The organism is Streptomyces millisiae (assembly GCF_031845425.1).
In the GTDB taxonomy this organism is placed as follows: domain Bacteria; phylum Actinomycetota; class Actinomycetes; order Streptomycetales; family Streptomycetaceae; genus Streptomyces; species Streptomyces millisiae.
The window spans coordinates 1-18,831 of sequence record NZ_JAVREM010000050.1; the positions used below are offsets into that span (position 1 = coordinate 1).

General features: G+C 68.8%; 16 protein-coding genes. 6 read left to right on the forward strand and 10 right to left on the reverse strand.

The genetic code is table 11. The features are described from left to right. Positions 1 to 278 (forward strand): MmyB family transcriptional regulator (locus tag RNC47_RS26570; protein WP_449657355.1); only part of this gene is annotated, 278 nt, incomplete at its 5' end. Between the two features lie 67 nt (positions 279 to 345). On the opposite strand, the gene RNC47_RS26575 is transcribed toward RNC47_RS26570, so the two are convergent. The 7 genes from RNC47_RS26575 to RNC47_RS26605 form a co-directional block, all read right to left on the reverse strand. Beyond that, the gene (locus tag RNC47_RS26575; protein ID WP_311602260.1) at positions 346 to 1,845 is read right to left on the reverse strand and encodes an aldehyde dehydrogenase family protein; all 1,500 of its coding nucleotides are present in this window, start codon (positions 1,843 to 1,845) and stop codon (positions 346 to 348) included. Between the two features lie 32 nt (positions 1,846 to 1,877). Beyond that, entirely contained in the window at positions 1,878 to 2,906 is a 1,029-nt protein-coding gene (locus tag RNC47_RS26580) for a zinc-dependent alcohol dehydrogenase family protein (RefSeq protein WP_311602261.1), read from the reverse strand. Between the two features lie 142 nt (positions 2,907 to 3,048). Continuing rightward, positions 3,049 to 4,527 (reverse strand): MFS transporter, encoded by a 1,479-nt coding sequence (locus tag RNC47_RS26585; protein WP_311602263.1) that lies wholly within the window; start codon positions 4,525 to 4,527, stop codon positions 3,049 to 3,051. A gap of 408 nt (positions 4,528 to 4,935) precedes the next feature. Further along, positions 4,936 to 5,922 (reverse strand): ketopantoate reductase family protein, encoded by a 987-nt coding sequence (locus tag RNC47_RS26590; RefSeq protein ID WP_311602264.1) that lies wholly within the window; start codon positions 5,920 to 5,922, stop codon positions 4,936 to 4,938. Positions 5,923 to 5,950: 28 nt separating this feature from the next. Beyond that, positions 5,951 to 6,742 (reverse strand): HpcH/HpaI aldolase family protein, encoded by a 792-nt coding sequence (locus RNC47_RS26595; protein WP_311602265.1) that lies wholly within the window; start codon positions 6,740 to 6,742, stop codon positions 5,951 to 5,953. A 32-nt stretch (positions 6,743 to 6,774) separates the two neighbouring features. Beyond that, a complete protein-coding gene (locus RNC47_RS26600; protein ID WP_311602267.1) occupies positions 6,775 to 8,226 on the reverse strand; it encodes an aldehyde dehydrogenase family protein in 1,452 nt (483 codons plus the stop codon). A 40-nt stretch (positions 8,227 to 8,266) separates the two neighbouring features. Next, positions 8,267 to 9,085, reverse strand: a complete 819-nt coding sequence (locus tag RNC47_RS26605) for an SDR family NAD(P)-dependent oxidoreductase (protein ID WP_311602268.1) — start codon at positions 9,083 to 9,085, stop codon at positions 8,267 to 8,269. 240 nt (positions 9,086 to 9,325) lie between these two features. On the opposite strand from RNC47_RS26605, the gene RNC47_RS26610 reads away from it, so the two are divergent. From RNC47_RS26610 to RNC47_RS26625, 4 genes are all read left to right on the forward strand, one after another. Beyond that, complete coding sequence (locus tag RNC47_RS26610) at positions 9,326 to 10,162, forward strand: hypothetical protein (RefSeq protein ID WP_311602269.1); 837 nt, start codon at positions 9,326 to 9,328, stop codon at positions 10,160 to 10,162. 86 nt (positions 10,163 to 10,248) lie between these two features. Then, the gene (locus RNC47_RS26615; protein WP_311602271.1) at positions 10,249 to 13,221 is read left to right on the forward strand and encodes an FAD-binding and (Fe-S)-binding domain-containing protein; all 2,973 of its coding nucleotides are present in this window, start codon (positions 10,249 to 10,251) and stop codon (positions 13,219 to 13,221) included. Then, positions 13,218 to 14,708, forward strand: coding sequence for an NAD-dependent succinate-semialdehyde dehydrogenase (locus tag RNC47_RS26620; protein WP_311602272.1), 1,491 nt, complete (start codon positions 13,218 to 13,220; stop codon positions 14,706 to 14,708). Before RNC47_RS26615 ends, RNC47_RS26620 begins: the two co-directional genes overlap by 4 nt. 276 nt (positions 14,709 to 14,984) lie before the next feature. After that, complete coding sequence (locus RNC47_RS26625; RefSeq protein WP_311602274.1) at positions 14,985 to 15,761, forward strand: IclR family transcriptional regulator; 777 nt, start codon at positions 14,985 to 14,987, stop codon at positions 15,759 to 15,761. Between the two features lie 393 nt (positions 15,762 to 16,154). On the opposite strand, the gene RNC47_RS26630 is transcribed toward RNC47_RS26625, so the two are convergent. Next, positions 16,155 to 16,637 (reverse strand): SAM-dependent methyltransferase, encoded by a 483-nt coding sequence (locus RNC47_RS26630; RefSeq protein ID WP_311602275.1) that lies wholly within the window; start codon positions 16,635 to 16,637, stop codon positions 16,155 to 16,157. Between the two features lie 489 nt (positions 16,638 to 17,126). Between RNC47_RS26630 and RNC47_RS26635 the strand changes: the two genes are divergently transcribed. Beyond that, entirely contained in the window at positions 17,127 to 17,408 is a 282-nt protein-coding gene (locus RNC47_RS26635) for an integrase core domain-containing protein (RefSeq protein WP_311602276.1), read from the forward strand. A gap of 68 nt (positions 17,409 to 17,476) precedes the next feature. Here the strand turns inward: RNC47_RS26635 and RNC47_RS26640 are convergent, their stop codons facing one another. Both RNC47_RS26640 and RNC47_RS26645 read right to left on the reverse strand, forming a co-directional pair. Continuing rightward, entirely contained in the window at positions 17,477 to 18,343 is an 867-nt protein-coding gene (locus tag RNC47_RS26640) for a helix-turn-helix transcriptional regulator (RefSeq protein ID WP_311602278.1), read from the reverse strand. A 105-nt stretch (positions 18,344 to 18,448) separates the two neighbouring features. Next, a complete protein-coding gene (locus RNC47_RS26645; protein WP_311602280.1) occupies positions 18,449 to 18,787 on the reverse strand; it encodes a MoaF-related domain-containing protein in 339 nt (112 codons plus the stop codon). Between the last annotated feature and the right edge of the window lie 44 nt (positions 18,788 to 18,831).

Sequence of the window (18,831 nt, forward strand, 5' to 3'; positions counted from 1 at the left end):
TCGCGCTCGTCGGCGAGCTCTCGCTGCGCGACAAGCAGTTCGCCCAGTGGTGGGGAGAACACCAGGTCGCAGCCCGCACCATCGGCACCAAGACCCTCGACCACCCCGTCGTCGGAGAACTCGTCCTGGACTGGGACACCCTCACCGCCAACACCGACCCCGACCAGCACCTGACCGTCTGGACCGCGCCCCCCGGCTCCCCCACCCACGACCGCCTGCGGATCCTCGCCTCCTGGGCCGCCAACCACCACCTACCCGCCTCCCAAAACCTCACCTGACCCCACCCGACCGGCTCGGAAACGGCAGGTCAGTGGATGGCACCGCGGCCGAGCGACAGCGGGCCGGTCATAGTTCCATGTAGACACTCTTGGTGTACAGGTAGGTGTCCATATGTGCAGCACTCCCCTTGGAGCCATACCCACTCAGCTTCGTTCCACCGAATCCGACCAACGGATCGATGTAGCCGTAACAGTTCACCCACATCGTGCCGGTGTGCACGCCATGGACCACTCGAAGAGCAGTGGACAGACTTTGTGACCACACCGCTCCCCCGAGACCATATTCGCTGTCATTAGCGATAGCGATGGCCTCGTCCACATCATCGAACGGCAGAATCGACAAAACTGGGCCAAAGATCTCTTCGCGAGCGATTCGCATCTCGTTGGTCACCCCTCCGAAGACACTCGGCTGCACGAAGTATCCGTTTTCGAGTTCGCCCCCGAGCCGTTGGCCGCCGCGGAGCAGTTCGGCCCCTTCGGCTCGTCCGACATCGATGTAGGACAGCACCTTGTCCAACTGGGCTTGGGAGATGACCGGGCCCAGTGCGGCGGCGGCGTTCAGGCTGTGCCCGATCCGAAGGGTGTCCGTGAACGCCAGCAGCCGCTCGGTGAACTCGTCAACGATGGGCCGCTGAACCAGCACCCGGGTGCCGGCGAAACAGATCTGACCGGAGTTGGCGAAAACACCCATCGCGGCTCCCGGCACCGCCTTGTCCAGGTCTGCGTCGGAGCACAGGATATCCGCCGACTTGCCACCCAGTTCCAGCTGCAGCTTTTTGATGTTCACGGTGGACGCCTGGATGATGCTGCGGCCGGTCTGCGTCGATCCGGTGAAAGCGATGCGGTCGACATCGGGGTGAGCCGCCAGCGCATGGCCGGCTTCCTCGCCCAGGCCGGTGACGACATTGATGACCCCAGCCGGCATTCCGGCCTCGTGCAGGAGCTCGGCCACCCGCAGCACCGAAAGGGAGGCATCCTCGGATGGCTTCAGCACGGCGGTGCACCCGCTGGCCAGAACAGCACCGACGATCCAGAACTGACCGTTGAGTGGACCGTTCCAGGGAATGATGCCGCCAATGACTCCGACCGGGGCCTTCAACGTCATCGTGGTGACGTTGCCGGGGATACCGTTCATCAACGTCTCACCCGTGATGTTCGCCGCCTGAGAGGCGAAGAACGACACCATCTTCAGCAAGGCGGGCTTGGTGTTACGCAACCTCGAGACCGGGGCGCCCATGTCAAGGGCCTCGATCTGAATCAGTTCCTCGAATCTTTCGTCGAGGACCTGGGCGATGCGCGTCAGCAACGCCTGGCGCTCGTACGGGGTCCAGCTGCTCCACGGACCTCGGAACGCCCTGCGTGCGGCCAGGACCGCGCGATCGACGTCGGACCGGCCGCCGGCGGCGAGCCGCGCCAGGACTTCACCGGTCGACGGATTGACGGTGGTCAGTGTCTGCCCGGACGCGGCCGGGACGCGCTGGCCGTCGATGACGAGATGGTGCACGTCACGGGACAAGAAGACCTGGGCCTGCTCGCTCGGAGCGAAGTTCTGCTGGGATGTGGTCACTGCTTCCCTCTCACCTGACCTTCGACGCCTCGTCAGTCGAAGACGAAGACGCCTTTGCCGATCTGGCGTCGATCGAACAGCTCGTAGGCCCGCTCCGCCTCGTCCAGCCGGAACTCGTCCGTGAACAGCGACTCCACGTCCAGGCCGCGCTCGGCGACGAACAGGGCACACTCCTCCTGGAGGTTCTTGCTGAAGGTGAGCGAGCCCACGATGGTCTTCTGCAACTGGATGAGTTCTTCGCTGTCCAGCTCGATCTTGCCGAAGACTCCGACCATGCATGCGGTTCCCCAGCGCCGGAGTGCCTGGACCGATTGCCGGCGCACGGTGGTGTTGGCGCTGCATTCGATTGACTTGTCCGCGCCCTCGCCGTTGCGAGTCAGTTGGCGAACAGCGGCCACGGGGTCCTGCTCTCGCGCATCGACGACGTGGTCGGCGCCGAACTGTTCGGCCAGCTTCAGCCGCGAGGGCTCGACGTCGAGGGCGATGACCCGAGCGCCGAAGGCCTTGGCCAGCAGGGTGCAGCTCAGGCCCACGGGCCCCTGCCCGAAGATCGCCACGGTCTCGTCGGCGGACAGACCGACCCTCTTGATCGCTCCGAAGGCCGTTCCGGTGCCGCACGAGATGGCCGCGCCGGTCTTGAACGACAGTGAGTCGGGCAAGCGGATGAGCGTGTGCGCGGGAATTCTCATGAAATCCGCATGTCCACCGTCGCCGTCCAGCCCGCCATATACCGTGCGCGCGTTGGGACAGTACTGCGTCCAGCCCGAACGGCAGTATGGACAGGTACGGCACCCGTCGTAGTGGTGGACCATGACCCGGTCTCCGACCCTGGCCTCGCTGGGTCGCACGGCGTTACCGACGAGCTCGACGACGCCACACGGCTCGTGTCCTTCGATCACCAGCTGAGATCCGGTGCGCCGCGGGCCGTGGAGGTGGTGGAGGTCGCTCCCGCACATGCCGGAGGCCTTCATACGGATGACCACTTCGTCCGGCCCGGGCACCGGGTCGGGACACTCACGGACCTCAAGCTTGCCTTCGCCCAGGAAAAGAACAGCCTTCATGTCTACGATCCTCGATGATCATGAGGTGGACGGCGCTGACGGCACCGCGGGTGTGATGGCCGGCAGCGGAGTCGCCGCCGGATTCGCCAGCCGGGCCGGCAGGACCGACCCGGCTGGCCACGGGCATGGCCCGCGGACGGGTTCAGCCGTGCGGGCCCGGCCGCTGAACCGCGAGAGACGAGCCCGAGGGCGAGGAACCGGGAGACGCACCCGGCTCCGGCTGTGCGTCATGCGTGGCTCTGGGTCCCTCCGGCGCCTCATCGGCGTCGCCGTCCGGGGCGAGCTGCTCCAACGCCTCGCGAGACGTGTCCACACCAGCTACGGCGTTGAGCAGGGTCACGACGACGTACATGCCAGAGACGGCCAGGATCACCCCGAGGACGCCGTGGTGGGAGAACAGCCACAGGACAATGAAGGGGGAGAAGATCAGGCCGATGCGACCGACGGTCTGGGTGAAACCGCCGCCACGGAAGCGGAAGGCGGTCGGGAAGAACTCCGGGGTCGTGCCCAGCCCCAGGGTCAGGAACGACGCGACCGTGGCGACCAGGACGAAGCCGACGGCGATGACCTGCGCGGGCTCGTTCATGAACGGATAGACGCCGGCGAAGATCGCCGAGAGCGTCCCGAACATCATGATGCTGCGGCGCCGTCCGAGGCGGTCGACGATGAACACGCACAGGAGTGGCCCCGCGACGTAGCCGGACATGATGGCCGCGTTGAACCCGAGGGACTTGGACACCGTCATCCCCTGCTCCACGAAGAAGGTGGGCATCCAGCCGGTGACGGCGTAGGAGCCGAACAGGCACGTGACGGTCAGGATCAGCGCCATCAACGTCCGCCGGATGACAGGGCGCGAGAACAGCACCGTGATCGGCACCCACTCGACATTCTCGTCCGCCGCGCCGGCCGCCTGGTGCGCGACCGGAGTCGGGACGACCTGGCCCGAGACCCCGGACTCCCTCTCGATCCGCTGGATGATGGCCTCGGCCTCCTCGTACCGCCCGCGCGACTCCAGCCAGCGCGGCGACTCCGGCATGCCCCGGCGCAGCCACCAGACGATCAGCGCGCCGACGCCCCCGATGACGAACATCCCGCGCCAGGACAACGCGGGAATGACCACCCAGCCGACGAGCGAGGACAGCGAGACGCCGAGTCCGGCGAAGATCCCGAGCAGGCCCAGGTATCGGCCGCGGCGGCCCCGCGGGATGAACTCCGTGATCATGCCGTAACATATGACGTACTCGGCCCCCATCCCGATGCTCATCACGCCTCGCAGGACGATGAGCACCTCCATTGACGGCGCCATCGCCGCACCCAGGGCGAGGGCGCCGAAGAGCGCCAGGCTGAACTGGAAGGCGAAGCCGCGTCCGTAGCGATCACTGAGCCAGCCGGCGAAGGACGCCCCGATCGCGAGACCGGCGAACGTGACCGACAGGAAGAGCGAGTTCAGCTCGAGTGTCGAGAAGCCGGTGTCCAGCATCGCCGCCAGCACCCCGGCCGAGAGTGTGTTGTCGAACGAGTCGCAGAACATGCCGAGGCCGACCAACAGCGCGAAGCGCCGGTGGAACCTGCCAGTCGGCAGGCTGTCGAGCCGCGGGCCCGCGTTGACGTGCGTGTTCATCGGTCGACACCTCCCGGTCGCACCGCGCCCGAGACGTGGCGGGAACGGGTGGGGTCATCAGCCGGGCTGGGAGTACGAGTTTCGCATGGGTTCGATCGCCATTGTCCGGTCATGCGGCTTACTACCTTTGCTTTGGTGTTCGGTGCGCGACGGCGCGAACACGACGGTGTGTGGTGAACCGCCCCTTCTGGCGGTGGGCCGTCTCGATCAAGACGGACTGCCGGCTCCGCTTTCAAAGATGGGCACGATGCGCCGGCGGCTCGGCGGCGACGGTGTACGGCTCCTCGCTACGACGCTTGAAGATATCCTGCATTGTGAGACTTGGTCAATGACTGGAGCCGGCTTACCGCACCATCACGACGGGCGCCGCACCCGCCGATACCGCCGCTCAGGCCGGACGCTGCGATGTCATCGACTGGTGTCGTGATACTGGCCCGCGGCACGGGCCCGCTGGGTGGCCAGTTCGATCACCAGGTCGAGGTTGGGGGTCGGGACCCCCAACCGTTCGGCCAGGTCGAGGGGGACCCGGAACATGGCGTCGATCTCCATGGGCCGGCCGGCCCGCAGGTCCTGCGCGATGCTCTGTAGATGCCCGGACTTCGCCAGCTTGCTCAGGCCCTCGTCGGGGTCGCCCGGATCGCAGCCCAGGGCGCGGGCGATGGCGGCGCCCTCGGCTGCCATCGCCTTGGCGGTGCCCGCCACAGCGGGCTTGTCGAGGACGTCCTTCATGGGCGAGGCGCTGAGGACGGCCAGCGAGCCTCCGATCAGGTTCATGAGTAGTTTGGCCCAGATCGCGTCGCGGATCCTCGGCGTGACGCCGACCTCCAGGCCGCTCGGATTCAGGAGCGACGCCAGGGTGTCGAGCCTCCCGTCGGGCCGGCCGTCGGGGCGTCCGATGATCAGGCGGTTGCGTGGGTTCTCGGCACGGATCACCCCCGGCGCGATCACGCTGCAGGCGGTGTAGGCCACGGCGCCCACGGCGCGCTCCGGACGGACGTGGTCCCACAGCAGCCGCCCGGGATCCAGCCGCCGGAGGTGGGTGCCGTCCAGGGCTCCGCCGTGTGAGTGGAAGTACCACCAGGGAATGCCGTTGGTGACGAACAGCGCCAGGCCGTCCTGGTGGAGCAGGGAACCGACGTGCTCGGCGATGGTTGGCAGGGCCGGGGCCTTGACCGCGACGATGACGACGTCCTGTGGCTCCAGATCGCCGGGGCGGTCGGTGGCGACGGGGTGCGAGACGAGCTCTCCGTCACGGGTCTCCACCCGCAGCCCGTGCTGTCGGATCGCGGCGAGTTGCTCCCCGCGGGCGATCAGCGAGACCTCGGCTCGCCCTCCGGCGAGGCGTCCGGCGATGTGCCCGCCCACGGCCCCGGCGCCGTACACGCAGATCTTCATGTGCGATTCCTGTTCCGTGACGAGACGATCAGTCGAACTGCCGACGCTTCTGTGCCGCGGCGGCGCTGAGGAACGAGATGTCGTTGCCGGTGGAGACGTAGCCGGCTCCGAGTTCCAGATACCGCCGGATGAGGTCCGGCCGCCCGCCGAGGCCGCCGAGGCCCACGGCCTTCCCGTGTGCTCGGCAGGCGTCGATGACGTGCAGGAACGCCTCGTGTACCTGGGGGTGGTCCACCTGCCCGGCGACCCCCAGTTCGCCGCTGAGGTCGCTCGCGCCCACGAGGAGGACGTCCACGCCGTCCACCGCGGCGATGGCGTCCGCCGCGTCCAGACCGGCCCGGGACTCGACCATCGCCACCACCATGGATGCCTGGTCGAGCTCGCGGACGGTCTGATCGGCGGGGAGGGGCCGGTAGTGCAGTTGGGGCGCCGCGCCCGCCAGGGAGCGCTCGCCCAGGGGCGCGTGCTTCACGGCTCGAACCGCGGCGCGCGCCTCGTCGGCGGACTGCACGCCGGGCACGACGATCCCCATGGCGCCGGCGTCCATCACCCTGGCGATGAGGAAGGGGTCGGGGCCGGGGACGCGGACGAGGGGGGTGACGCCCAGATGGGTACAGGCCATGCAGATCTGGCCCGCGGCTTCCAGGGGAAAGCTGCTGTGCTCCATGTCGATGTAGACGGAGTCGAAACCCGCCGTGTGGGCGATGGCGGCGATGTCGACGGTCCGCACCAGTCGAATGGTCATCGAGAACACCGGCTCGCCCCTGGACAACTTCTCCTTGGCGGGATTGCGCAGCAGAGGGATCGCTTCGTCGTTCATGTGCTGAAGGCTCCTGACGGGCTCGGGGTGTCTCAGCCGAACAAGGTCGGCAACGCTTGCGCCTCGTCCTCGAACCCGTACACGGATTTGACTTCGAGATATTCTTCGAGTCCGAACCTGCCCATCGAGCGACCGATGCCGGACTGCTTGTATCCGCCCATGGGGGTGTGGGAGTCCGTCGCCGCGCCGTTGTAGCTGATGCGTCCGGCGCGCAGCCCGTTCACCACGCGGTGGGCGTTCGTCCGCCGGCCGCCGAAGACATATCCGCCGAGCCCGTAGGGCGAGTCGTTGGCGATGCGCAGGGCGTCGTCCTCGTCGCGATAGGACAGGACGGCCAGGACAGGGCCGAAGACCTCCTCTCGGGCGATCCTCATGTCCGATGTGACTCCGGTGAACACCGTGGGACGTACGAAATAACCCCGGTCGAGACCGTCGGGCCGCTCGACACCGCCGGTGACGAGGCGGGCGCCCTCGTCGAGACCGCTCTGGATGTGGTCTCTGATGGACGTGAACTGGGCGGCGCTGACGACCGGCCCCATGGTCGTCGATCTCTGCAGCGGGTCACCCAGGCGGTAGCGGCGCGCCTCGTCGACCAGGAAGGGCACCACCTGCTCCACCTGGCTTTCGTGCACCAGCATGCGGCTGGGAGCATGGCAGGACTGGCCGGCGTTGAAGAAGCAGCGCTGGATGTTCCAGCGCGCGGCCCGTTCGAGGTCGGCGTCGGGCAGCACGATGTTGGCCGACTTCCCACCCAGTTCGAGACAGGTACGTTTCACGGTGCCCGCGGCCGCGGCCCCTACCTGCTTGCCGGCGGCGGTGGACCCGGTGAAGGAGATCATGTCCACGCTCGGGTGGTGGGACAGCGCGTCGCCCACCTCGCGGCCGGTGCCGTTCACCAGGTTGAACACGCCCGGCGGCACCTCTGCCTCGTGCAGCACCTGGGCCAGGAGTACACCGCTCGCGGCGGAGTTGAGACTGGGCTTGGCGACCACCGTGCACCCGGCGGCCAGCGCGTAGACGACCTTGATCACGCCGGTCTGGACCGGCCAGTTCCACGGTGAGATCAGCGCGCAGACGCCGATCGGCTCGCGACGGACGATGGCGCTGCCGACCCGCGACTCGAACGGGTACTCGCGCAGGACGTCGCGGGCCGCCCTCAGGTGTTCGGCCGGGCCCGTGACCTGAGCGCGGTTGCTGACGGGGATACCGACCTCGCGCGCGATCAACTCGGAGAAGTCGCCAATGTGCGACTCGTACACGTCGATGACCCGGTCGATCAACGCGATCCGCTCCTCCACCGAGGTGGTCGAGAAGCTCTCGAACGCGTGTCGGGCCGCGGCGACCGCGCGGTCCACGTCCGCGGCACCCCCCAGGGCCACCTGGGCGAAGACCTCCTCGTGGGTCGGGTCGACGAGTTCCCGTTCGCGGGGCTCGATCGGCTCAGTCCATCGACCGTCGATGTAGAGGTGCGGGTACTGCCTCATGCGCGAGGTCTCCTCAGACTGCGTGTGGCTGTCGGGTGGGTCAACTGCTGTGGGTGTAGCCGCCGTCGCACGCGATGGTCTGGCCTGTGACGAACGCGGACGCTGGCGTGGCCAGGAAGAACATGACGCCGACCAGGTCGGTGGGGACCATTCCCCGGGGGATGCACTGTTGGGCCGCCGCGCGCGCACGGGCCTCGGCGGGCTGGTCGCGCTCGACCTCCGTGGCGACCATGCCGGGCCGCACGCAGTTGACGGTGATCCCGTGGCCGCCCAGCTCGCGCGCCAGGGAGTTGGTCATGCCGATCAGGGCCGACTTCGAGGTGACGTAGTGCAGGTAGTTGGCGGTGCCACGGGTCACCGCGTCGGACGAGACGTTGATGATGCGGCCGAAGCCCGCCGCGCGCATGTGTGGGGCCACCGCCCGGACGCACAGGTAGCTCCCGGTGACGTTGACCTTCAGCACCTGTTCCCACTGCGCCACGGGGATCTGGTCGAACGGCGCCTTCTCGATGGTCGCGAAGATCGACGCGTTGTTGATCAGGACGTCGATCCGGCCCCACCGCTCGATGACGGTGTCGACCATCGCCAGGACGGACGACTCGTCGGCCACGTCCACCCTGACGGCCAGACCGACCCCACCGGCGTCCTGGATCTCCTTGACGACCGTGTCCGCCTTGTCGACATCGATGTCGGCCACCACGGCGACGGCTCCGGCCGCGGCGAACTGGCGCGCCAGTTCGCGGCCGATGCCCTGGGCGGCACCGGTGACGACGACCACCCGACCCTCGACGCTGAAGTCCCGCGCCGACGCCGGCACGCCGGAGTCATGTGGGGTGTGGGTCAGGGGTGTCGTCGTCATCGTCGATCCTCGTGGCGTCGCGCTTCGTGGTGGGCGTGCGGGCAGTGGTGGACGGGGCTCCTGGAGCGTCACTCGTGCGTGACGGGAGGTGGCATCCCCACCACCCCTTGGAAGTTATCCCGCATTATGGGATATCGTCAACGGCGACGGTCGCCCCCGCCGGACGCCTGCGGGCAGAAAGGACGCCGGGGCCCACCGGCGCTCACCGCGGGGCGACATCGATTGCGTGAAGGAGCAGAGATGCGCGTAGGCAAGGCATCCGACACCGACAGCGAACGGGTCGGAACCATGCGCGAGGGAACACTCGACCAGAAGCACCTGCTGTTCGGAGAAGACGGCTCGCCCAACAACTACGACCTGAACATGGGCCTCACAGGCGGTGGCGGCTGGCGGACCCCTCGCCATCGGCACAACTTCGACCAGATCCGCTACGTCATCCGGGGCAGGCTGCCGTACACCGATACCGACGTGCTGGAGGAAGGGTGGGTGGGGTACTTCCCCGAGAGCGTCCACTACGGCCCCCAGGAGCGCCCCGAGGGGCTTCGCACCATGGTCCTGCAGTGCGGCGGCGCGAGTGGCGCCGGCTACCTGAGCGTCGCGCAGCGTGAGGCGGTGAACGCCGAGCTGAACAAGACCGGGGAGTTCAAGAAAGGCCTGTACCACTACACGGACGCCGAGGGGGTGCCCCGGACCATGGATGGTTCGCAGGCGATCTTCCAACACGCCACGGGAGGCAAGCTCGAGTTCGCGGCTCCGCGGTACACCGATGTCATCGCGATGGACCCGAAGGCCTTCGCATGGCAGCCCGGCGGCGCGGGCCTCCAGGAGAAGTGGCTGGGAAGCTTCACGGAACGCAATCTGCGGATCGGCTTCCTTCGTCTGGACGCCGGTGCGGTGTACCAGGCGGGCCAGCACCCCTCCATCGAGATCCTGTTCCAGATCGACGGCAGGGTGTCGGCGGGCGGCGAGGAGTACGGTCCCGAGACCGGGTACGAGTTCTCGGCCAACGAGGGTCCGGTTCCCGTCGAGGCCGTCGAGCCGACCGAGTTCTTTCGCGCGGTGCTGCACACCTTCTGAGCCGACGCCGGACGACACGGGGCACCCGCGGCCCCGTGTCGCGGTCACCGGCCACTGACTGACGTTCCGAGAAAGAGCTCATGCCCATGACCGATCCCGCCAGCCGTCCGGTGACGGCGTTGCTCCGGGAACTCGCGGAGGCGGGGGTGCCGGCTGAGGCGTCGCCGCGGCGGCGTTCCGAGTATTCCTACGACGCCTCCAACTACCGCGTCGAACCGCTCGCGGTCGTGTTTCCGCGCACCGTCGACGACGTCGTGGCCGCCGTCGCGGCGTGCCGGGCGAGCGGCACGGCCGTCATCGCCCGAGGGGGCGGCACGTCCATGGCCGGCAACGCCGTCGGTCCCGGGCTCGTGCTGGATTTCTCCCGGCACATGGACCGTGTCCTCGCCGTCGACGAGGAGGCCGGGACGGTCGATGTCGAACCCGGCGTCGTGCTCGCGGCGCTGTCCCGCGAGGTGGAGCGCGCCACCGGCGGTCGCCGCACATTCGCGCCCGACCCCTCGTCCAGGAACCGCGCCACGGTCGGTGGGGCGATCGGCAACGACGCGTGCGGCAACCACTCCGTCCGCTACGGCCGCACCTCCGACCACGTGGCGGAGATCGACCTCGTCACGTCCGACGGCGCGCGGCTGACGGCGACCGAGACAGGTATCCGAGCCACCGATCCCGCCGACCTGTTCTCCGTCACCCGGGCGGAAGCCCTCGCGGCGTCGCTGGCCCGGCTGGCACAGGAGAACCTGAGCGCCTTCCGACTCGAGTTCGGCCGCATTCCCCGGCAGGTCTCCGGCTACCACCTCGAGAACCTCCTGCCGGAGAAGAAGTTCAACATCGCGCGCGCGGTCGTCGGCTCCGAGGGGACGTGGGCCGTCGTCGTGGGCGCTCGCATGAAGCTCGTGCCGAAGCCGGCGAGCGCGCTGCTCGTCTGTCTCGGCTACGCGGACGTCGTCGACGCCGCCCGCGACGTCCCGACGATCCTCGAGTTCTCGCCGGCCGCCGTCGAGGGCACCGACGAGGCCATCGTCGCCACGATGCGGCACCGCCGGGGTTCCGGTTCCGTCCTCGGCCTGCCCAAGGGGCGGGCGTGGCTCTTCGTGGACCTGGACGGCGACGACGCGGCGTCGGTGCGCGCCCAGGCGGACCGGCTGCTCACGCGGCTGGCGAAGAACGGGCGGCTCGTGCAGGGCCGTGCGGCCGCGGACCCGGCGGAGCGTGCCTCGCTCTGGCGGGTCCGGGAAGACGGGGCAGGACTGTCCTCCCGTCTGGCGTCAGGGGGCGAGTCGTGGCCGGGCTGGGAGGACTCGGCGGTCGCGCCGGAGCGGCTCGCCGACTACCTCGCGGACCTTCGCGAACTCCTGGCCGAGCACGAGCTCACCGGCGTGATGTACGGGCACTTCGGCGCCGGCTGCATGCACATCCGCATCACCTACGACCTGCGAAGCGAGGAGGGCCGCGAGGTCTTCCGCGCCTTCACCCACCGGGCCGCGGAGCTCGTGGTCCGGCACGGCGGATCGCTGTCGGGCGAGCACGGAGACGGCCGTGCGCGGTCCGAGTTGCTGCCCCTCATGTACTCGCCCGAGGTGCTGGCCGCGTTCTCCGAGTGCCGCCGGCTGTGGGACCCGGCGGGCATCCTGAACCCGGGCTCCATGACGGATCCCGACCCCATGGACGCCCACCTCGCCCTCGCGGGGGTTCCGGAGCGTGAATGGCGCACGAGCTTCGACCTGCGACCGGCGACGTCCGCCGGGACGGATCCGTGGGTCCACGCCGTCCAGGGCTGCATCGGCGTGGGCCGGTGCCGCGCGGACGGCGGCGGGGTGATGTGCCCGAGCTACCGCGCCACACGGGACGAGAAGGACTCGACACGAGGCCGTGCCCGCGTCCTGCAGGACATGGTCCGTGGCGCGCGCACGGTCGAGGAGGGCTGGCGGTCCGAGGAGGTCCGGGAGGCCCTGGACCTGTGCCTGGCGTGCAAGGCCTGCTCAACCGACTGCCCGGCCGGTGTCGACATGGCCACGTACAAGTCGGAGTTCCTCGACCACTACCACCGTGGCCGCCGCCGGCCGCTCACGCACTTCTCGCTCGGCTGGCTACCACGGTGGCTCAAGCTGACAGGCCGCCTCCCCGGCATCGTCAACGCGGTCCTCACGACCCCGCTGGGCAAGGTCGCGGCGGCGGCGGGCGGGCTCACCACGAAGCGCGCGCTGCCGCGGTTCGCCAGCGCGCGGGAGTGGCGGCGCGAGATCGCCGAAGCCGGCGTCCGGGCCCCGGGGGCCGCCGGCGAGGACGCGGCGGTCCTGTTCGTGGACACGTTCACGCGCGGCTTCCGGCCCGAGGTCGCCGGCGCGGCGGCCCGCGTCCTCGCGGACGCCGGCGACGCCGTCGAATGCGCCGCCGACGCCTGCTGCGGTCTGACGTGGATCTCGACGGGCCAGCTCGGTACCGCGAAGCGGCTGCTCGCCAAGGCCGCGGAAGCGCTCGACGACGGCACCGACCGGCCGATCGTCGTCGTCGAGCCGAGCTGCGCGGCCGCACTCCGGAAGGACCTGCCCGAACTCGTCCACACGGAGCAAGCCGAGCGCGTCGCGGCGCGCGTGCGCAGCTTCGCCGCGCACCTCGCCGACCGGGTGTCAGCGGGCTGGGAGCCGTCCCCGGCGAGGCCGGTGCCACAGCGGGCGGTACTCCAGACGCACTGCCACGAGTACTCGGTCTTCGGGGCCACGGCCCAGCGGACCGTGCTAGAGGCGGCCGGCGTGCGCGACATCGTCGACGCGAACGGCTGCTGCGGCGTGGCCGGGAACTTCGGCTTCGAAGCCGACCACTACGACGTGAGCATGCGGGTCGCGGAGCACGCGCTCGCCCCCGCGCTCAGAGCCACCGACCACGACGTCGCCGTACTGACCGACGGCTTCTCGTGCGCCAGACAGGTGGACCAGCTCGATCCCGCGAGGCCCGGCCTGCACCTGGCCCAGGTCCTCGACCGGGGCGCGACCAGAGCCACCAGCCCGACTGCTCCCCCGACCAGAGACCGCCACACCGAGGAGACGGAAGAACCCCGATGACCACCAACGCCAGCGACCTCCGCACCTCACAGCGAGCACGCGAGGTCATCGCCACAGTCAACACAGGCGTCTTCATCGACGGGCAGTGGGGCGAAGCCGCGTCCGGTGCCCGCTTCGACGTCGTCAATCCGGCGACCGAGGAGGTCGTCGCGACCGTGGCCGACGGCGGCCCCGAGGACGCACTGCGCGCCATCGAGACCGCGGGCCGCGTGCAGAGGGACTGGGCCAGGACGGCGCCCCGTGAGCGCGGCGAGATTCTGCGCCGGGCCTACGACCTCATCATGGCGCGGCAGGACGAGCTCGCCCTGATCATGACCACTGAGATGGGCAAGCCGCTCGCCGAGGCCAGGGGCGAGGTCGCGTACGCCGCCGAGTTCTTCCGCTGGTTCTCCGAGGAAGCCGTCCGCATCGGCGGCGACCTCACGACAACGGGCGACGGGAAGAACCGCATCCTCGTCTCGCGCGAACCCGTCGGCCCCAGTGTCCTCGTCACCCCCTGGAACTTCCCGCTCGCCATGGGCACCCGCAAGATCGGACCGGCCATCGCGGCCGGCTGCACCATCGTGTTCAAGCCCGCCAACCTCACCCCGCTCTCCTCCCTGGCGCTCGTGGACATCCTGGTCGAGGCCGGGCTCCCCGCCGGCGTCCTCAACGTCGTGTGCACGATCGACGCCTCCTCGGTGGTCTCACCGTGGATGGCGAGCGGCATCGCCCGCAAGATCAGCTTCACCGGGTCGACCGCGGTGGGCGTCCGCCTGCTCGAGCAGGCGTCCCAGCACGTCATGCGCTCGTCGATGGAGCTCGGCGGCAACGCCCCCTTCGTCGTCTTCGAGGACGCCGACCTGGACCGCGCGGTCGAAGGAGCGGTCGCGGCCAAGATGCGCAACATGGGCGAGGCATGCACCGCCGCGAACCGGATCTTCGTCCAGCGGCCCATCGCCGAGGAGTTCGCGCGCCGTCTCGCCGCACGGCTGGGCGCGTTGTCGGTCGGCGACGGCGCCGAGCCCGGCACCGAGGTCGGCCCGCTCGTGGAGGAGAAGGCCCTGCGGAAGGTCCAGGAACTGGTCGACGACGCCGTCGGCAAGGGCGCCAAGGTCGTCTGCGGCGGGAACCGGCCCGACCGCCCTGGCTACTTCTACTCGCCCACCGTCCTCTCGGACGTCTCGGCCGACGCGGACCTCATGGCCGAGGAGATCTTCGGTCCGGTGGCTCCCGTCGTCCCGTTCGACACGGAGGAGGAGGCCGTCCGCCTGGCCAACGACACCCCCTGGGGCCTGGCGGGCTACCTGTTCACCCAGGACGTGGACCGCGGCTTCCGGGTGGGGGAAGCCCTCGAGGTCGGCATGGTCGGCCTCAACACCGGCATCGTGTCCAACCCCGCCGCGCCGTTCGGCGGCGTCAAGGCCTCGGGTCTCGGCCGCGAGGGCGGACGTGTGGGCATCGACGAGTTCCTCGAGTACAAGTACATGGCGATCCCACGCGCGTGATCCGCCGGCTGGGGCGAGGCGGCTGGAGCCCGGAACCTCGGGGCCCGAGCGGGGCGTTCCGCGCTGCTCGGGCCCCGACGTTCCGGCTCCAGCGCGTCGACGGCCGACCGCCAGCACCGGGAACAGTCGCTCCGGTCTCACACCGCTGGAACGGGGCCCGGCGGGGCACTAGCATGGCCACCATTACCAGCGCCGCCGAACCGACCGCCGTCGTCAGGACGGTCCCCATGGTCACCATCTTTGACAATATCCCACAATGCGGGATATTTTACCTAAATGGCAGTGACAGCGACTCAGGGCGGCGCGAGCCTGGCCAAGATGCTCCACATCCTGGAGCTGTTCAGCGAAACAGAGCCCGTGTGGTCCACGGCCGCCATCATCGAGGCCCTGGAAACCTCCCGGTCGACCGGGTACCGGTACATCAAGACCCTGCACGAGGCGGGGCTGCTCGACGCGGTACGCAACGGCCACTACGCCCTCGGCCCACGCATCATCGAGATGGACCTGCAGATCCGCCTGACGGACCCACTGCTCCTCGCCAGCCATGGCGTACTGGAGGATCTGGTGGACAGGATCGGGCACTCGGCTCTTCTGTGCACCGCGTTCCGTGACGCGGTCCTGTGCGTCGGCGAGTACCGTGCCCCGCTGAGCCCCGAGAACCGCTTCAGCCGCGGGCAGCGGCGCCCATTGTTCCAAGGAGCGGTGTCGAAGGTCATCCTGGCCCATCTCCCCCATCACCGTCTGAAGGCCATCTACGCCCGTCAGAGCGGCGAGATCGAGAACGCCGGGCTGGGCAGCACGTGGAGCGCCTTCCGCGCGACCCTGGGTCAGATGAAGAAGGACGGCTACGTCCTGACCGTGGGAGAGTTCAACCCCGGCGTCTACAGCGTCGCGGCACCCATACTCACCGATCAGAAGACCTCTCTGGGCAGCGTGGGTGTCGCCTGGGACGAGAACGAGCGGCGCGACGTCGAGGTCCAGCACGCGGTGCTCGCCGTCAAGCAGGCGGCGACGACCATTTCGGAACGCCTGCTGGAGAAGCAGCGCCGCTGAGAGCCCGCACAGCGCCATGCGCAACACCTTGAGGGGTGTTCCCCTGTGCCATGAGAGGTCCCCCCACGCCGCTCCCCTTACCCCCGCCGAACGGCGCCTCGGGCACCGGGACCAGCCCTCGTGTGTCGCGATTCGACCACCTCCACGGTGACCTCGTCCCCTTCAAGGCGATCGAGTTGGTCGAGGGAGGCGTCATGGGTCCCGAGGTGGAGCGTCTGGCCGGAAAACCGTGCAGGAAGTGTCGTAGTAGAACCCCAGGATTCCCCACGGGGTGTAGTAGATGCAGCTGTTGCGCCTGTTACCTGGGCTTCTGCTGGTGTCTGCGACCGCTGTTGTGCACGCGAACACCGGCCTCGAGGATTCAATCATTCATGCAGGGCCTGGAACCCTGCGCTAGTCACGGGGGGTGGCGTAGTAGTCCGCCAGCATCTCGGTTGGCCAGGCGGGCTGGTGGACCTCCCCACGCGGGCCCATCTCCTCGAACCAGGGTTTGATGTCCAGCACGGGCGTGCCGTCCACGGCGTCCAAGCCCTCCACGTGGAGGTCGAGGCCGTCGACCTTGAGCAGACGGCAGCGAGACACCCCGAGCCAGTTGAGCCGGCGCATGTTGCGGTGGGCGAAGATGCCTCCCGCCGGCCAGTCGGGATTGTCCGGTGGGCGCCGCGGTTCGGGGTGGAGATCCGTCGGGTCCGTGAGGTGAAAGCGGAAGACCACTTCGATGTGCGAGAAATCCTCCAGGCCGACGACGGAGCCGGTGCCGAACCTGGTCGCGTCGATACGGATGATGGCGCGGCTACCGCCCCAGTAGTCGTCAGTCGGCTCGATCCGGCCGCCCACGACGTGGGCGACGGGGACGACGGTGAACTCCTCGGTCATCTGTGGTCTCCAGGTGATCAGGTCCGTGCTTCAGGACGACTGCGCCAGGAACGCGGCGGCTCGGTGGTCGATGTCTCTGACGAGGGGGATGCCCCGGGCACGCACCGGCGACAGGGCACGGCGCATGTCTGCCGCGGTACGTCGGGCGCGGGCGGAGTGGACACCGTCCATGAGGTCGAGGGCACGTGACCACGTTGCACACGCTTCTTCAATGCCCCCTTGTCGCGCCTGCACGGACCCGAGGTACCCCAGGGTCACCGCATGCGTCCGCGTGAAGGAGGACGCCTTGCGGGTGCGCACACTCCGGCGGAACTCCCGCTTCGCCCCTTCGAGATCCCCGGTGTCACGCAGCACGCAGCGTACCCTCAACCAGCCAAATGAGATGAGCTCTTAGCAGACTCCGCTGATATCCCGAGCTACACGGAAAGCAGACCGGAACAGGCGACTGCCGCAGGGAGCGATATTCCACTCCGGCCACGGAGGCGACACATGTCCCCGGAGTACGGCGAGGTCCTCAACTCGCTCGGCCTTCGCAGGTCCGCCGGCCGAACCGGGATCTGCTGCGGCAACGCGATGGCCGAATCGTTCTTCAGTGCCCTGGAGAACGAGCGAGTCTCACGTGCGACATGCCTGACTTGCGAAGCAGCCCGAAGAGACATCACCAGATATATCGAGCGCTGGCACAATCCCAGGCGACTTCACTCGGCGATAGGTTACAGTCCCCCTCGGGAAGTCCGCGTCGAGTTCGAAGAGCTGCAACTCGCCGCATGAAATAGTCGGCCAACTCCCTGTCCGGAAACAGCGATGCCCCTCACCTGTGGGAGAGGAGGCTGGGGCGGTCAGGTGGAGCTGCGTGTCGATCGGCTGGAGTCCGCCGACCAGGAGGCCAGCACGCGCAGGCTGTCGTGGGTTGGAGTGCCAGGTTCAGCGGTCCAGACGATGATCTGAAGGTCGGGGTCGGCGGCCCAGGTGACGGCGTTCCAGTCGAGGTACAGGCTCCCGACGACGGGGTGGCGCAGGTGCTTGTTTCCGGTGTCCCGGACGGCGACATCGTGGGCGCCCCACCACCGGCGGAACTGCTCGTCCTGGGCCGAGAGCTCGCCCACCAGGGCGGCGAGTCGCACGTCCCCGGGGTTGTTCGTGTTGTGCATCCGCATCTGAGCGATGGCCAGCCGGGTGACACCCTCCCAGTCCGCGTACAGATCGCGCATCGCGGGGTCGGTGATGAGCAGCCTGATGTAGTAGCGCTGCTTCTCCGGGATCTTCCCGAAGTCGGTGATCAGGGCGGCGGCCATGGCGTTCCAGGCGACGATCTCGGTGCGCGGCCCGATCACGAAGGCGGGGGTGTGCGCCATGTCGTCGAGCATGCGCTGCAACTGCGGCTGAACCCGGGGGTGCGACGGGCGACGGGGCGCGCGGAACTCGTTATTGGCCGCGAGCTCGTACAGGTAGGCACGCTGATCGTCATCCAGGTGCAGCACGCGGGCCAGGGACTCCAGCACGGACGGTGAGGGCTGGATACGGCCCTGCTCGAGACGGGCGTAGTAATCGGTGCTGATGGCCGCCAGTACCGCGATCTCTTCACGGCGCAGCCCGGCGACGCGCCGTGGGCCGCCGTCGGGCAGACCGACGACGGCCGGGGCGAGTTCGGCGCGGCGTGCCTTGAGGAACTCTCCCAGATCATGGCGGCGAGGATCGCGCTTCATGCCTCCCAGCTTGACACCGGAGAGCGGCATTGTCAGGGGGAGAGATCTGTCCCTGGCAGCGCTCACCGTCAGGGTGTCGGGGGTCGGCCGCCGCAGGCCGCGGGTTCAGCGGACGCGGGTCCACGTCCCGTGTAGCTGGACGAACTCGCCGCTGATCACGGAACTGGCCATGCAGGTGCCCTCCGTGTAGTCCTCGATGTGCGTGACGTGGTCACCGGCGTCGGGCTCGGTCCAACGTACGACGTACAGGCCGTCCCGGAGCTGGGTGGTGGTGTACTCCATCGTCTGCTTGCGGCCCTTGATGGCCCCGCCTGTCACCTCGAAGCTGACCTGGGTCGCCGAGTCGAAGGTGATCTCCACCGTGAAGTGGCCGAGCGGTGTGTCCGGGCCCAGGTCCGCCAGCCAGGTCTGGCCCACGCTGGGAAGAGTCGCGTTGCTGTCCATCCCCTATTACCTCTTTCTGCGAGACCATTGATCGTGGTGCGGTG